Annotated in this window: 12 protein-coding genes and 2 pseudogenes; 11 read left to right on the forward strand and 3 right to left on the reverse strand. The window is 68.3% G+C overall.

Features of this window, described 5'->3' with window-relative positions; all coding sequences use genetic code 11:
- Positions 1–172 precede the first annotated feature (172 nt).
- From LRS04_RS00585 to LRS04_RS00625, 9 genes are all read left to right on the forward strand, one after another.
- Positions 173–931: a hypothetical protein gene (locus LRS04_RS00585; RefSeq protein ID WP_257814648.1), complete on the forward strand. Its 759-nt coding sequence runs from the start codon at positions 173–175 to the stop codon at positions 929–931.
- Between the two features lie 10 nt (positions 932–941).
- Complete coding sequence (locus tag LRS04_RS00590; RefSeq protein ID WP_257814649.1) at positions 942–1,685, forward strand: hypothetical protein; 744 nt, start codon at positions 942–944, stop codon at positions 1,683–1,685.
- 145 nt (positions 1,686–1,830) lie between these two features.
- Entirely contained in the window at positions 1,831–2,157 is a 327-nt protein-coding gene (locus LRS04_RS00595) for a hypothetical protein (RefSeq protein ID WP_257814650.1), read from the forward strand.
- Positions 2,154–2,531: an HNH endonuclease gene (locus LRS04_RS00600; protein WP_257814651.1), complete on the forward strand. Its 378-nt coding sequence runs from the start codon at positions 2,154–2,156 to the stop codon at positions 2,529–2,531. Before LRS04_RS00595 ends, LRS04_RS00600 begins: the two co-directional genes overlap by 4 nt.
- Positions 2,528–3,109: a hypothetical protein gene (locus LRS04_RS00605; protein ID WP_257814652.1), complete on the forward strand. Its 582-nt coding sequence runs from the start codon at positions 2,528–2,530 to the stop codon at positions 3,107–3,109. Before LRS04_RS00600 ends, LRS04_RS00605 begins: the two co-directional genes overlap by 4 nt.
- Positions 3,106–3,504 carry a hypothetical protein gene (locus LRS04_RS00610; protein WP_257814653.1) on the forward strand — a complete coding sequence of 133 codons (399 nt, stop codon included), beginning with the start codon at positions 3,106–3,108 and terminating at the stop codon, positions 3,502–3,504. The genes LRS04_RS00605 and LRS04_RS00610 overlap by 4 nt, the downstream gene beginning before the upstream one ends.
- A gap of 183 nt (positions 3,505–3,687) precedes the next feature.
- Positions 3,688–3,978, forward strand: a complete 291-nt coding sequence (locus tag LRS04_RS00615; RefSeq protein WP_257814654.1) for a hypothetical protein — start codon at positions 3,688–3,690, stop codon at positions 3,976–3,978.
- A 520-nt stretch (positions 3,979–4,498) separates the two neighbouring features.
- The gene (locus tag LRS04_RS00620) at positions 4,499–5,515 is read left to right on the forward strand and encodes a site-specific integrase (RefSeq protein ID WP_257814655.1); all 1,017 of its coding nucleotides are present in this window, start codon (positions 4,499–4,501) and stop codon (positions 5,513–5,515) included.
- A gap of 21 nt (positions 5,516–5,536) precedes the next feature.
- The gene (locus LRS04_RS00625) at positions 5,537–5,866 is read left to right on the forward strand and encodes a hypothetical protein (protein WP_257814686.1); all 330 of its coding nucleotides are present in this window, start codon (positions 5,537–5,539) and stop codon (positions 5,864–5,866) included.
- 849 nt (positions 5,867–6,715) lie between these two features.
- Here LRS04_RS00625 and LRS04_RS00630 read toward each other — a convergent pair.
- From LRS04_RS00630 to LRS04_RS00640, 3 genes are all read right to left on the reverse strand, one after another.
- Positions 6,716–9,670, reverse strand: coding sequence for a TonB-dependent receptor domain-containing protein (locus LRS04_RS00630; protein ID WP_257814687.1), 2,955 nt, complete (start codon positions 9,668–9,670; stop codon positions 6,716–6,718).
- Between the two features lie 242 nt (positions 9,671–9,912).
- On the reverse strand, positions 9,913–10,320 hold the full coding sequence (locus LRS04_RS00635; protein WP_257814688.1) for a cupin domain-containing protein: 408 nt from the start codon (positions 10,318–10,320) through the stop codon (positions 9,913–9,915).
- 174 nt (positions 10,321–10,494) lie between these two features.
- Entirely contained in the window at positions 10,495–10,677 is a 183-nt protein-coding gene (locus LRS04_RS00640) for a hypothetical protein (protein WP_257814689.1), read from the reverse strand.
- Positions 10,678–10,993: 316 nt separating this feature from the next.
- Between LRS04_RS00640 and carB the strand changes: the two are divergent.
- Positions 10,994–14,285, forward strand: a pseudogene (gene carB / locus LRS04_RS00645) (carbamoyl-phosphate synthase large subunit).
- A gap of 108 nt (positions 14,286–14,393) precedes the next feature.
- Positions 14,394–15,088 (forward strand): annotated as a pseudogene (locus LRS04_RS00650) (VIT family protein).
- The last annotated feature ends 133 nt before the right edge of the window (positions 15,089–15,221 follow it).

Genomic DNA, 15,221 nt, shown 5'->3' on the forward strand with positions numbered 1-15,221 from the left:
CCGCGCTCCCACCGACCGCCCAGCCATATGCTCCGGTCGCGCACCGGGTCCAATGCGACCTCTGCGACGGGGTGATGAGCGTCCCCGAACACTGCCTCGCCGAGGGCCGGATCGACGGCCTTCTCACCTGCACCCAATGCATTGAGGACGAGCTGACCGCTCGCGTCTGCCAATGAACAAGCCTGTCGCAAAGCTGGAGCCGGAAAGCGAAGTCTCGCTCGATCCGCTCGCCAAGCTCCGCGATCCGTTCCCCCCCAACCAGGTCAGCAAGCTCCCGAAGGAGACGAAGGCCCAGAAGGAGGAGCGCGAGAAGGACCGATCCAAGGGCATCAACTGCAACATCTGCGGCGGCTGGCACCACAAGAACACCATCCATCTCGACTACGTGGGCCACGCCGCGCTGACGGATCGGCTGCTGGACGTGGATCCGCTGTGGTCGTGGGAGCCGGTGGCGTTCCGCGACGGCCTCCCCGCCTTCGATCAGACCGGGGGTCTCTGGATCAAGCTGACCGTGTGCGGCGTGACCCGGCTCGGCTACGGCCACGCCGCCGGGAAGCCGAACATGGACCCGGGCGCCCGCGAAAAGGAGGTCATCGGCGACGCGCTCCGCAATGCCGCCATGCGCTTCGGGGCCGCCCTGGACCTCTGGCACAAGGGCGATCTGCACGCCCACGAGGAAGAGCCCACGCCGAGCCTGGAGGAGCGCGCCGTCGCGCACCTGAAGGCGTGCGCCATCGACCGGGCGACCTTCAAGGATGGCTGGGAGAAGAACAAGGCCGGCTGGGAGGCCGCGCTGGATCGCGCCGCCTATGCCCGCGTGGTCGCGGAGATGAAGCGGCTGGCCGCCACCCTCCCCGCTGAGCCCGAACCGCCGAAAGAAGAACCGGCGGCCGACGACTTCGGCCTGGCCGACGACGAAATCCCCTTCTGAGGAGCTGACCATGCCGGACGGCGCAACGGCCCCGCTGGGCCACAACAACCCCCCAGACCCCTTCCTCGCGATCAAGGTCCACGTCGATGACCTGATGACTGAGGCCAAGAACTGGTGCGACGGCTCGTCCATCGAGAACCAGAAGCAGGCCGATATGGTCGCCAAGCTGATCGATGACTTCCGCGCCGCCCAGAAGGCCGCGGACGAGGCCCGCAAGGAAGAGGCCCGCCCCTTCGATGAGGGCAAGGCGGCGGTGCAGGAGAAGTACGCGGTTCTGATCGCCGACACAAAGACCGCCAAGGGCGCCATCGTGAAGGCACTGGAGGCGCTGAAGGCGACCCTGACGCCCTGGCTCCAGAAGCTGGAGCGGGAGCGCCGCGAGGCCGAGGAAGCCGCCCGGCGGGAAGCCGAGGAGAAGGCGCGGGCCGCCGCCGAAGCCATGCGGGCGCGGGACGCTTCCAACCTGGAGGACACCGAAGCCGCCGAACTCCTGGTCGCCGATGCGGAAGCCGCCGAGGCCGCCGCCAACGCGCTCGCCAAGGACAAGGCCCACGCGAAGGGCGAAGGCCGCGCCATCGGCCTGCGGAAGTTCTACCGGGCCGAGCTGGTGGATCGGAAGGCCGCCCTCCTCCACTACGCCCAGACGCGCCCCGACGACATCGTGGGTCTGCTCTGCCGCCTCGCCGACGTCGATGTGCGCGAGGGCAAGCGCCAGATCCCCGGCTTCAACGTGGTCGAGGAGACCCGCGTCTAATGCGCCCCGCCCCGATCTGGCGAGAGGGCGAGCTGCGCGAGTGCTGCCGCGCCGTCCTCCGCGTCTGGCCGGGGACCGTCATCACCCTACGCAATCCACCGGGAGAGGAGCGGGGTCAGCCCAACAAGCGCCCGCAACCCCGATAATGTTCATCAGCGACCGCCAAGTGCAGGAGGCCTTCGACGTCCTCCACGACCAGGCGCACGCCAAGGCTCGCGCGGCCTACGAGTACGCGGAGAAGCGGCTGAAGGTGGTTCTGGCGAAGGCTCAGCTCACCGCCAACGGCAAGACCGTGGGCGAGCGGGAGGCCACCGCCCTCACCTCCGACGAATACGAGGCCGCCACCAAGACCTTCCGCATGATCGCCGAGGCCTACTACCTCGAACGCGACCGCCGGGACGCGGCGTCGGCCGTCATCGACGCGTGGCGCACCCAGCAATCCGACATGCGGGCAATGGGGAAGGTCGCTTGAGCCGTACCGTCGAAATCTGGGTCGGCTCCACCGACGATGCCGCGATCCCCACGCGGGTTCGCTTGCGGGTGTTCGAGCGCCATGGCGGGGTCTGCGCCCTCTCCGGCCGTAAGATCATGCCGGGAGACGCGTGGGATCTTGACCACCGCGTGCCGCTCATTCTCGGAGGCCGTCACGCTGAGGACAACCTGCAGCCGGTCCTACGAGACGCCCACCGCGAGAAGACCAAGGCCGACGTGAGCGCCAAGGCCAAGGCCGACCGCATCCGCGCGAAGCACCTGGGCGTGTTCCCACGGGCCAAGCGCCCCCTCCAGAGCCGAGGGTTCGAGAGCGCTCGGGATTTCCCACGAGACAACCGGAGGAAGCGGACGTGAGCGAAGCAACCCCCAACAAACCCGTAGAGGTGGATGTGGCGAAGTTGGTCGAGCGGCTTGAAGCTCGCCCGAAGGTTCACGCCGATTTGGTCGGCGGCATCACCTACAACAGCCACGACGCGCAACTAGACCGCGACATCGCCAAGCTTGTCCGCTCGCTCTCCTCCCGCCTCTCAGAGGTAGAGGGAGAGAATGAGAGGCTTCGCCGCGCGCTGGACCGCTATCGCGAAGGCAGCATCGCAGCGTTCGAGGCCCTGTGCCCGACGTGCCGCGGTGACGCTGAATTGCCTGACTGGGCAAAGGAACGCTCCGCCCTTACCGCCCAGAGAGAAGGTGGTTCATCCGTTGCCCAGATAGGCGGTAGCCCGGCTCAAGAGCCGGTCAAGTCCGATGGGCTCTGCAAGTCGGAAGGGGGCGCGTGGTCGGCCGTCCGGCTCTTCACGCAGCCGACGGCGAGCGGCGGTGGCGCTCACGTCATCGTCTCTGTTGAGCGGCTCGACGGGGCCGAGCGCGAACTCATCCGCGAGTTCGCCGACGTCTCCGACACCATTATTGATCACTGGGCGAGGCTCCCATGAACATCGCGGAAAAGCACGAATTGGAGTGTCTCCGGGCGCGGGTCGCTCAGCTCGACTATCCTTGCTCACCGCACTGCGAAGGCTATTTGCGGGAGTTGTCCTCGCGGAACGTTGCGGGGTTTCTATCCGAGCCTGACGATGCGTGGGCGGAGCGCTTCTGCGCGTATGTGAACTGGTCGCCCGACGGGCAAAACGTCTCGTTCAACGCTGACGGCCCCTTGGCGATTAGCTTCCGTCAGATGGCGAAGAACTACATCAAGGCCGCTCAGGAGGCGTGGGTTTCAACGCGCGTTGAAGCCGCCGCCCCTCCAGCGGAGGGCAGCGCCAGCAGTCCGAGCGAAGCGAGTGCCGGCAATTTTGCTCAAGATGAACTCAAGGCCTCCCCCAATGACTAGCCCCTTGATCTGGAAAGGCTGGAGGAGATCGCTCGGGCGGCTACTCCGGGGCCTTGGGAAGTTCAGGACGGCTGTTCGTGGCGTCGGATCGGGACGCAAGGACACAGCGGCAACGTGCTGTGCCCGACGAACCACCCCTACGACCGGCACCCGGACCTGGGGGCTGGCCGCGGCGAAGACGTCATGGCGAATCTTCGCCACATCGCCACCTTCGACCCGCCCACCGTCCTTCGTCTGATCTCCCTCCTCAAGGAGCAAGAAGCAGAGATAGGAAGGCTGAGAGGCCAAGTCGGGGTCCAAGAGGCGTTGTGCGACAGCAACTATCTCGCCGGGCTGAAGCGGGGCTGGAACTACTGCGTCGCGGCCGACCACGCCGGTTACGCGGCCAGCATCAGGAGCCGAGAAGGCACGATCGCCGCGATCAGGGCCGCCCGCTCCGCCTTTACCGCCCAGAGAGAAGGTGGGGAGGGCTGAGATGGTGGAGACCTACCCAGCTTGGATTTGCTGCGATTGCGGCGAACAGTGCGGTTCGCGCATCCCGAAGCTTGCGACCTACCACGAAGGCGAGTGCGGCTGGTGCGGGGCCGAAGGCGTCCCTGTCACCGAGCCTCGCGACTTCGGCTATCCGCCAGCGCCCGGCCTTCCCGTCACGCGCGTCCCCTCCTCCCCGCCCCCCAGCACGAATGGGGGTGGAGGATGAGACAACCTCCGACGCATTGCCTTCGGAGAAGGGAGGATTGCCGTATCCCGGAACACCGGGCGCCACCGATGCGGCGGGAGGGACCTACAGCCTCCCGCGCGGCGACGCCTTGCCTCCATCGAGGCCGCACATGAGTGGGGTCGCCACCCTTTCGCGCCTGGAGGCGTCCCGCTATCTCGGCGTGTCGCTGGCGACGCTTGATCGCCTGCGGGCCTGTGGCGCCATCCCGGCTAGCCAGGTGAGCCCTCGGCTGGTCAAGTACCGGCGCGAAGACCTGGATACCTACCTGATCGAATGCCGGACTACAGCCTCACCAAGATCGGAAACTCGCCCAACTGGTACATCCAGTGGTTCGAGGACGGACATTCGCGACGCGCTTCAACTCGCACGGCAGATCGCGGCGCGGCAGAACAAGTCCTTGCGGCGTTCCGCCTAGTCCGCGCCGACAAGCCCCTATCGGATCTGACCGTTGGGCAGGCGCTGGACTGGTACTGGGACAGCCACGCCAAGAACACCATGCGACCGTCGAACGCCGAACTCGGCATCCGGTATCTGCGCCCCTACCTCGGCGCGCTCCTCGTCTCTGAACTCACCCTCGCCAAGCAACAAGCCTTCGTGGAGGCCCGGCGCAAAGACGGCGCGGGCGAGGAGTCGATCCGCCGGGACCTGTCCGTCCTCTCCGCCGCGCTTCGCCGAGCCGAGAAGTTCAATCGGATCGACCGCGCGCCGCCTGCGCTATCCCTGAGCCCCGCCCCGCCGCGCGAGCGCTGGCTGACGCGGGCCGAGGTCGCCAAGCTGTTCCGCCAGATGCGTAAGCGCCACCGCGGCAAGCGGCACGCCCACGTCCTGCTGTTCACCCGGCTGGCGCTCTACACCAGCGCCCGAACCGGCGCGATCCTGGACCTGACGTGGGACCGGGTGGACTTCGAAGCCGGGCGGATCGACTTCCACAAGCCGGGCCGAAAGCTGACCAGGAAGCGCCGGACGGTCACGCCCATGACCCCGCAGATACGGCGGATGCTGATGCACGCCCACAAGCACAGGCGGTCGGACTTTGTGGTGAGCTGGGCAGGCAAGGGGGTCGATCGCGTGGCGAAGGCGGTCATCGCGCACGCCGAGAAGGCAGGGCTGGAGGACGTCAGCCCCCACGTCCTGCGCCACACCTTCGCGACCTGGGGCGCGCGGAAGGGCGTGCCGATTTGGCTTCTCGGGAAGGCGCTGGGACAGACCGTGGCGTCCACAACCGAGCGATACGCCAAGCACCAGCCGGAGGATTTGGCGCGTGTTCTCGACGCAGTACGGCGCAAGTAGGCGCAAGCGGAGACTATCGAGTTGCGAAAAGTTGTTACCACAGTTGGACTTGACGCCGATGACACCTTATGGCACAACGAGACGATCTTCCGCCTGACCCAGGACCGGTTCAAGGCGCTGATGGCCGACCACGCCGATCCCGAGGTGCTGGAGGCCCGGCTGGCCGAGATCGAGAAGCGGAACCTCAGGCTCTACGGCTATGGGGGTGAAGGGCTTCACCCTCTCCTGCCTGGAGACGGTGATGGAGAGCCAACAACGAGCCGCGGGAGGATCTCGCCGACTACGCCACGGATGACACGACCGCGGCCGTGGCGGCGAGCGCCGTGCATCCTGCTGCCGGCGGCAAAGTGATGAGCGGCCCGGAGTCGGGCCCGGCCTCTACGGAGGCTCTGGCCGGCTTCGGAGGCTGGGCTGCGGATGGCGCGTACCAAGGGCGACCTGCTGCACCAGGAGCAGAAGCTGGCGGCCTCGGGGCTGGGCGACCTGTTCGCGGCGGTGGAGATCGTCTCGAGAAGGACGCGCCCGGACCTACGAGCGGGTGTTCGCCCGCCACGGCACGGGCGCCGGGGAGGCGGTGATGTGCGGCAAATCCATGCGCTCCGACATCCTGCCGGCGCTGGAGGGCGGGGCCTTCGCCGCCCACGCCCCTACCTGCTCACCTGGGCCCACGAGACTGCGCCGGCGGGACCGGACCCCCGGGTCCCGGGAGGCTGGCCTCGATCCGCGAGCTGCCGGGCTGGATCGCTTCGCTGGGCGAATAACACCGTCCACGAACCACACGGACGAGGATGGCGGCAAGCGCGGAGCCTAGAGCTTGCCGCCTCGTGAGAGACATCCAGACGGACGAGCCGCCCCTCACTGTCGCCGAGCCACCCGACATGCACGAGATTGGTCCGGAAGGCCGTCCCGTATTCCAGCCCGGCGCTGCCATTGATCGCATAGGGCGCGTCGGGGGTGATGCGGCGCTCCGTCCTTAAGCCCTGGCTTAGCTGTTCCCGCCCAGGCCGGCCTCGGGGCCACCCGATACGGAAAGCGCTGCAGGATGCGCTGGCGGATGACCGCTCCGCTGTCCGGAACGCCCTGCAGGCTCCCGAACAGCTCCACGGGCGGGAGGCTGGTCGGAGGGCCGCAGGCGGCAAGAACCAGAGCGGCGACCGCCGGTGCGAGGTGCTTATGTCCCGACACCGGCGGCCTCCTTAGCTAGAGCGAGTCCAGGCTCGCCCGGACGCCCAGGTAGAAGAACCGGCCGAGCGGGCTCACCGGATAGATGTAGTCGCTGGGTTCCGGCTTCTGGTCGCCAACGTTGTTGATCCCGCCATAGACGTTGAAGCCGTCGCGGACCTCGTAGCGGACCTGCACGTCGTGGGTCATGCGGGCGTCGTACTTGAAGTAGGCCGGATCGATGTAGTCGGGCTCGTTGTCGAGGGTGCGCTGCGGATAGCGCAGGGTCTCGTCGAAGTAGTTGAGGCCGTAGTTCACCGAGAGCTGCTTCCACTGCCAGGTGACGTCGAGGTTCACCTGCCACTTCGGCGCCTCGCGCTCGCCCAGGTCGTCGTCCGGCTCGGCCCCGGAGGTCTCCACGAAGACCAGCTTCTCGAGCCGGTTGCCGATCAGGTTGAACTGCAGCGTGCCGACGTCGCGCTGCACCCCGAAGTCGGCGGGGTCGAGCAGGTAGCGCACGGTGAAGTCGTAGCCCGCGGTCTCGTAGCGGGCGATGTTGCCCGGCACCTGCTGGAAGGAGGTGATCCGGCCCGGGTTGAAGCCGCCGGCGGTCCGGGTGACCAGGTCGCAGAAGGTGTTCGGCTGGGGCAGGTCGTAGCAGTTGTTGACGATGGTCTGGGACGTGTAGCTCTGGATCGCGTCGTTGATCTCGATGTCGTAGTAGTCCACCGAGATCGACAGGCCGGGGATGAACCGGGGCGTGAGGACGCCGCCGATGGTCCAGGTGTCGGCCTTCTCGGGCTTCAGGTCGGGATTGCCCGAGATGAAGCCGGCCACCGCCTCCGAGCTGTTGTTGATGAAGCTGCTAGGGTCGGTGACGCCGAGCGCGGTGAGCGCGGCGGCGCAGTTCTGGCGGCGCAGCGAAGGGTTCTCGCCCAGGCCCAGGTTCTCCGCCGAGCAGGGGTCGGCGAAGGTCCCGAAGGTCTGCACATTGGCCTGGAACAGGTTGACGATGTTGGGCGCGCGCACGGCGCGGGCCTTGGTGGCGCGGAACATCAGGTCCTGCACCGGCCGCCACTGGCCGCCGAGGTTCCAGGTGCTGGTCCCGCCGCTGGTGGAATAGTCCGAATAGCGGAAGGCGCCGCGCGCGGTCAGCTCCTGGGCGAACGGCATGTCCCTGAGCAGCGGGACGGAGACCTCGGTGAAGGCCTCCTTCACGTCGAAGTGGCCCTTGGTGCGCACGCCGCGGCCGAGGCCGGAGATCGGGTACTCCAGGTCCTCGCCGAGGACTTCGAGGTCCGACGGCTTGAAGTCGCTGCCCTCGCGCCGGTACTCGGCGCCGACCACGAAGGCGATCGGCCCGGCCGGCAGGGAGAACCAGTCGGTCGTGTCGCCGCTGATGAAGGCGTTGACCACGTGCTGGTCGATCTTCGAGCGCTGGGTCCCGGAGCCGTTCACCCAGGCGATGGCCTCGGGGCTGGCGGCACCCTCGCCGAAGATGTTCAGCGGCACGCAGCCGGAGTTGGCGCCCGGCGTGAAGGTCGCCCCAAAGGCCTCCTCGGGGAAGCCGAACTGGCCGAACACGTCGCCGATCGGCACCGCGCCGGCGTCGAGGTTCGAGCGGCAGACCGGACGGCCGGTGGCCGGGTCGACGACCACGTCGGTGGCCGCGTAGTAGCGGTCGTTCAGGCGGACGTTGTAGGCGAACAGGTCCTGCCGGGCCTCGCCGTACACATAGGAGGCCTCGTAGTGCAGGTTGGGCGAGAGATCGCCCTCGATGCCGCCGACGATGCGGAACACCTCGCGCTCGATGTCGTAGCTCTGGGTGCCGAGGTCGAAGTTGTCGCGCGCCACCAGCACGCCGGTCGGCAGGCCGAAGTCGGCGGCGCCTTCCGGGGTCGCCAGCCCGCCTTCGGTGCGGGCGTCGGCCAGGACGTTGGCCGGGATGAACGGGTTCTCGTCGGAGACGAACAGGCCGTAGTCGTAGCTCGGCTGGGCCGAGAAGCCGGTCTCGCTCTTGTTGTACTTCAGCTCGCCGAACAGGCGGTGATTGTCGGCCAGGTCGTAGCCGAGGTTAAGGCTGGCGGTCATCCGCTCGAGCCCCGGCAGCAGGTCGTCGTTGTACTCGTCGAGCAGGGTGCCCGAACCGCCGATCATGAAGAAGCCGCCGGCGTATTCGCCGTTCACGAACGGCTGGCCGTTGCCGAGGAAGCTGACGCCGGCGATGGACTCGGCGGTGTAGAAGTTGGTGTAGATCGAGCCCGCCCGCGACGTGTCGATGTAGCGGACATTGCTGGCCAGGATGTTGTCCGGGATGTTCGGATCGTCGAGGTCGGCGTCGAAGGTGCCGGGGTCGTCCGGGTTGCTGATGACGATCCGGCGCTGGCCGACGCGGGTATATTTGCGGTCGTTGATCTTCAGGGCCTCGTCGTTCGCCCATTCGACGCCCAGCGTGATGTTGCCGCGGCCGCCGGAGAAGTTCTGGCCGACCAGGGCGCTGACGAACTGGCTCTCGCCGCCGCCGGCGTCGGAGACGCCGCCCTGGGCGCGGAAGTCGACGCCCTCGAACTTCTTCTTGAGGATGAAGTTGACCACGCCCGAGACGCCGTCGGCGCCATAGACCGCCGAGGCGCCGCCGGTGAGGATCTCAACCCGCTCGATCAGGGCCACGGGGATGGCGTTGATGTCGACGCCGGCCGTGCCGGGATCGCTGGAGACGTGGCGGCGGCCGTCGACCAGGACGAGGGTCCGGTCTGTGCCGAGGTTGCGCAGGTTCAGCAGGCTGAGGCCCGCCTGCGACGGCGTGCTGGTGTCGGCGCCGTCGGAGAGGTCCTGCGAGGCGGTCAGGGCCGGGATGTCGGTCAGGTACTCGGTGACATTGGTGACGCCGGAGCGCTCCAGGTTGTCCGCCCCCAGGGTGGTGACGGGGTTCACCGCCACATAGTCCTCGACCCGAAGACGGCTGCCGGTGACGACCAGTTCGTCGACGTCCACGGCCCCTTCCTGGGCATGCGCGAGGCCGGGCGCGGCCGAAATGGAGGCCGCAAGGGCGGCAGTGGTCAGGAGGGTCGAGCAAAGAAGCCGGGAACGGCAGAACATGGAACAGCCCCATCAAATGGCAGAAGGGCCGCGAGGTACGCGGACGTTACATATCTGCAGCAATTGCTACGCAAGGCTGTAGCTTTCCCGTCACGCTCGACTACAGATTTACAGTCAGGCTTGCCTATTACTCGGGATCAAGGCTTGCGAACGCTGTTCTGTACCCCTGGAGGCGCCTGGTCGATGACCAGCATGCGCACGGGCTCGGCGCCGACGACGGCCGCCTCGTGCCACTGGTCGATGGCGTCGACGGCGAGCTGGCCGGCGCTGACCTCGGAGACCGTGCCGGTGACCAGGTTGGTCACCTTCAGCCGGCCGGAGACCACATAGGCGTAGCGGGGATAGGGATGTTTGTGCGGCGGGATCGCCCCGCCGGCCGGTACGACCGTCTCGGAGAAGGTCACTACGACCTGGCCCTGCGGCAGGGCGATCGGCTGGCCCGACAACGTCCGGTCGATCACCGAGATCGGACGCGAGGTGGCCGCGGGCTGGGCGAGCGTGGGGCCGGCGGCGAGCGCGGCGACGAGGATCAGGGCGGGCTTCATGCCGGGACGATGGCCCAGCTTGGGCGAGGCGTCATCCTATCCGACACCCGCTCATCCCCGCGAAAGCGGGGACCGAGGGGTTTTCGTTGTGGACGTCCCGCTGCCCAGCCCTGTCCGGTCGGCCCGAACAAAAAGAGCCTGGGTCCCCGCTCTCGCGGGGATGAGCGGTGAGTCTTAAGCCGCGGCCTTGACGCGGGGCTTGCGGGAGGCGGCGCGCTTGGCCTGGATGGCCTGCTGGCGGGCCGTACGGCGTTCCTCGGCGACCTCTTCCAGGCGCGGGAGGAGTTCGGCCGCGGCGGCCTGCTGCTTCTCGTCGCCCACCGACTGCAGGCGGCGCGCATTGGCAAGAAGGTTCATGACCTCCTCGTCGCTGAGGAGGGGGAAGCTTTTCAATCAGGGACATCGGACGCTGGCTCTCCAACTGGAGGGCGGGCCGGGGAGGGCCCGCCGTCCCATCCAATACGGCTCAGCCGGGAAAAAGTTGCGCCGAATCAAGATGCTTTTGGTGGGCGGCCGTCTTCCGGGGAGGGTCATGGCCCCCCCTCCGGCGAGGCAGGGAGTCTCCCCGCTTGCGTATGGGGTCCCTCCCCTCTATGTGGGCGCCTTTAACCTGCAGTCCTGATCGGGATCGGCGCGCTTTCGCGGCGCGGCCGCCCTCGCGCGCGAAACGAAGATGCCCAAACGCACCGACATCTCCTCGATCCTCATCATCGGCGCCGGCCCGATCGTCATCGGCCAGGCGTGCGAGTTCGACTACTCGGGGGTGCAGGCCTGCAAGGCGCTCCGCGCCGAGGGCTACCGGATCATCCTGGTCAATTCGAACCCGGCGACGATCATGACCGATCCGGACGTCGCCGACGCCACCTACATCGAGCCGATCACGCCGGAGATGGTCGAGAAGATCATCGCCAAGGAGCGCCCGGACGCGCTGCTGCCGACCATGGGCGGCCAGACCGCGCTGAACACCGCGCTGGCCCTGGAATCCATGGGCGTGCTGGAGAAGTACGGCGTGGAGATGATCGGCGCGCGGGCCGACGTCATCGACAAGGCCGAGGACCGCCAGAAATTCCGCGACGCCATGGACGCGATCGGCCTGGAGAGCCCGAAGTCCAAGGCCGCGCACACCATGGACGAGGCGCTGGAGGGCCTGGAGTTCGTCGGCCTGCCGGCGATCATCCGCCCGTCGTTCACGCTCGCCGGCACCGGCGGCGGCATCGCCTACAACGTCGAGGAGTTCCGCGAGATCGTCGAGCGCGGCCTCGACCTCTCCCCCACCACCGAGGTCCTCATCGAGGAGAGCGTGCTGGGCTGGAAGGAGTACGAGATGGAGGTCGTCCGCGACAAGGCGGACAACTGCATCATCATCTGCTCCATCGAGAACATCGATCCGATGGGCGTGCACACGGGCGACCTCGATCACGGTCGCCCCGGCGCTGACGCTCACCGACAAGGAATACCAGTGGATGCGCCGCGCCTCGATCGCGGTGCTGCGCGAGATCGGCGTCGAGACCGGCGGCTCCAACGTACAGTTCGCGGTGAACCCCGCCGACGGCCGGATGGTGGTCATCGAGATGAACCCGCGGGTGTCGCGGTCTTCGGCGCTGGCGTCCAAGGCCACCGGCTTCCCGATCGCCAAGGTCGCCGCCCGCCTGGCCGTGGGCTACACCCTCGACGAGCTGATGAACGACATCACGGGCGCGACGCCCGCCTCGTTCGAACCCTCGATCGACTATGTGGTCACCAAGATCCCGCGCTTCGCCTTCGAGAAGTACCCGGGCTCGGAGCCGTACCTGACCACCTCCATGAAGTCGGTGGGCGAGGTCATGGCCATCGGCCGGACCTTCGCCGAGAGCCTGCAGAAGGCTTTGCGCGGGCTTGAAACCGGCCTCACCGGCCTGGACGAGATCGCCATCGAGGGCGCCGACGATCCGGAAACCGGCCATGCCGCCGTGATCCGGGCGCTGGGCATCCCGACGCCCGACCGGCTGCGGGTCATCGCCCAGGCGTTCCGCGAGGGCCTGACCGTCGAGGAGGTCAACGCCGCCTGCTCCTACGAGCCCTGGTTCCTGCGCCAGCTCCAGGATCTGATGGCCGTCGAGGCCAAGGTCGCGGCGGAGGGCCTGCCCACCGACGCGCACGGCTTCCGCAAGCTGAAGGCTCAAGGGTTCTCTGACGCCCGGCTGGCGAAGCTGACCGGCACGACCGAGACCGCCGTCCGCGAGGCGCGCCGCGCGCTCGGCGTGCGCCCGGTGTTCAAGCGCATCGACACCTGCGCCGGCGAGTTCCGCGCCGATACGCCGTACATGTACTCGACCTACGAGACCGGCGCGCTCGGCCAGGCCCCGGACTGCGAGAGCGACCCGTCGGACCGGAAGAAGGCGATCATCCTGGGCGGCGGGCCGAACCGGATCGGCCAGGGCATCGAGTTCGACTACTGCTGCTGCCACGCGGCCTTCGCGCTCGACGAGATCGGCGTGGAGTCGATCATGGTCAACTGCAACCCGGAGACCGTGTCGACCGACTACGACACCTCCGACCGTCTCTACTTCGAGCCGCTGACCGCCGAGGACGTGCTGGAGCTGATCCACGTGGAGCAGTCCAAGGGGACCCTGCTCGGCGTGATCGTGCAGTTCGGCGGCCAGACGCCGCTGAAGCTCGCCCAGCCGCTGGAGGACGCCGGCATCCCGATCCTCGGGACCTCGCCGGACGCCATCGACCTGGCCGAGGACCGCGAGCGCTTCCAGCAGCTCCTGCACCGGCTGGAGATCCAGCAGCCGGTGAACGGCATCGCGCGCAGCCGCGATGAGGCCTTCGCCGCCGCCCACAAGGTCGGCTACCCGATCGTCATCCGGCCCTCCTACGTGCTGGGCGGCCGGGCCATGGAGATCGTCCGCGACGACGAACAGCTCGACCGTTACATCCGCACCGCCGTGCAGGTGTCGGGCGACAGCCCGGTGCTGATCGACCAGTACCTCTCCCGCGCCACCGAGGTGGACGTGGACGCGCTCTGCGACGCCGACGGCCAGGTGTTCGTGGCCGGCGTCATGGAGCACATCGAGGAGGCCGGGGTGCACTCCGGGGACTCGGCGTGTTCGCTGCCGCCCTTCTCGCTGAAGCCCGAGACCATCGAGGAGCTGAAGCGCCAGACCGAGGCGATGGCGCGCGCGCTGCAGGTGCGCGGCCTGATGAACGTGCAGTTCGCCATCGAGGAGCCGCACTCGGAGAGCCCGCGGATCTACGTCCTGGAAGTGAACCCGCGGGCCAGCCGCACGGTGCCGTTCGTGGCCAAGACCATCGGCCGGCCGCTGGCCTCCATCGCCGCCAAGGTGATGGCCGGCAAGAGGCTCGCCGAGTTCGACCTGACCGAGACGCCCTACGACCACATCGCGGTGAAGGAGGCGGTCTTCCCGTTCGCCCGCTTCGCCGGGGTGGACACGATCCTCGGCCCCGAGATGCGCTCGACCGGCGAGGTCATGGGCCTCGACTGGGTGCGGCCCGGCGAGGGCCTCGGCCCCGCCTTCGCCCGCGCCTTCGCCAAGAGCCAGCTCGGCGGCGGGGTGACCCTGCCGCAGGCCGGCTGCGTGTTCGTGTCGGTGAAGGACAGCGACAAGGAATGGATCGTCGAGCCGACCCGGCTGATGCTGGGCCACGGCTTCCGGGTGCTGGCCACCTCGGGCACGGCGAAGTTCCTCGAGGAACAGGGCCTGCAGGTCGAGGTCGTGAAGAAGGTGCTGGAAGGCCGGCCGCACATCGTCGACGCCATGAAGAACGGCGAGGTGCAGCTCGTCTTCAACACCACCGAGGGCAAGCAGTCGCTGGTCGACAGCTTCGAGATCCGCCGCTCGGCCCTGATGATGAAGATCCCCTACTTCACGACGACGGCCGGCGCGCTCGCGGCGGCCCAGGCGATCGTGGAGACCGCGGGGGCGCCGCTGGAAGTGCGGCCGCTGCAGAGCTACGCCTGACCTGCGGCCGCGCCTGGCCTGACAACGATCAAGGCGCGGTCCGGAGGCTCGTAGGAGGGTCGTGTCCGACGCTCACCTCCGAGCGCCGCCCGTAGCGAGGTCATGCCCATGGCGCCACGTCACCTGGAGCGTCACGCGGTCCAGCGGATCGGCTGGCTCCGCGCCGCCGTCCTCGGGGCCAACGACGGGATCGTGTCGACGGCCGCCCTGATCGTCGGCGTGGCGGCCGCCTCCGCGGGCCGCTCGGAGGTCATGCTCGCCGGCGCCGCAGGGCTGGTGGCGGGGGCCTTCTCCATGGCGGCCGGGGAATATGTCTCGGTCAGCTCCCAGGCGGACACGGAGAAGGCCGACCTCGCACGCGAGCGCGCCGAGCTCGACACCCAGCCGGCCTTCGAGCGCGAGGAACTGGCCAGCATCTATGTGGCGCGGGGCCTCGACCATGCCCTTGCCCTGCAGGTCGCCGATCAACTGATGGCCAGGGACGCCCTAGGGCCCATGCCCGCGACGAACTCGGCATCTCCGAGATCACCACCGCGCGGCCGATCCAGGCGGCGATCACCTCGGCCGTGACGTTCTCGGTCGGCGCGGGCCTGCCGCTGGCCGCGGTGGCCCTGTCCCCGCCCGGGCGCATCGTGCCCATCGTCTCGGCCGCCTCGATCCTGTTCCTCGCCGTGCTGGGGGCGCTCGGCGGGCGCACCGGCGGGGCCAGCATCTGGAAGTCCGTCGCCCGGGTGACGGTGTGGGGCGCCCTGGCGCTGGCGGCCACGGCCGGGGTGGGCGCCCTGTTCGGCGTCGCCGCCTGACGCGCTCACGAGCCCGTGAGCGCGGCGTCGGCGTTAATTGACCGTTGTTCTTCCGGGGCGCAGACTTCCCGCATCGCCTGACTGACACAGGCGGCATGGGCGCGCTCCGGCGGCCCCTTATGACTAGCCGGAA

This window comes from Phenylobacterium sp. J367 (assembly GCF_024699985.1).
GTDB lineage: Bacteria > Pseudomonadota > Alphaproteobacteria > Caulobacterales > Caulobacteraceae > Phenylobacterium.

Bases quoted from the DNA above. Each gene is read 5' to 3' on its own strand.
- LRS04_RS00585 (WP_257814648.1), top strand. From the start codon at position 173: ATGAACAAGCCTGTCGCAAAGCTGGAGCCGGAAAGCGAAGTCTCGCTC.
- LRS04_RS00590 (WP_257814649.1), top strand. From the start codon at position 942: ATGCCGGACGGCGCAACGGCCCCGCTGGGCCACAACAACCCCCCAGAC.
- LRS04_RS00595 (WP_257814650.1), top strand. From the start codon at position 1,831: ATGTTCATCAGCGACCGCCAAGTGCAGGAGGCCTTCGACGTCCTCCAC.
- LRS04_RS00610 (WP_257814653.1), top strand. From the start codon at position 3,106: ATGAACATCGCGGAAAAGCACGAATTGGAGTGTCTCCGGGCGCGGGTC.
- LRS04_RS00615 (WP_257814654.1), top strand. From the start codon at position 3,688: ATGGCGAATCTTCGCCACATCGCCACCTTCGACCCGCCCACCGTCCTT.
- LRS04_RS00620 (WP_257814655.1), top strand. From the start codon at position 4,499: ATGCCGGACTACAGCCTCACCAAGATCGGAAACTCGCCCAACTGGTAC.
- LRS04_RS00635 (WP_257814688.1), bottom strand. From the start codon at position 10,320: ATGAAGCCCGCCCTGATCCTCGTCGCCGCGCTCGCCGCCGGCCCCACG.
- LRS04_RS00640 (WP_257814689.1), bottom strand. From the start codon at position 10,677: ATGAACCTTCTTGCCAATGCGCGCCGCCTGCAGTCGGTGGGCGACGAG.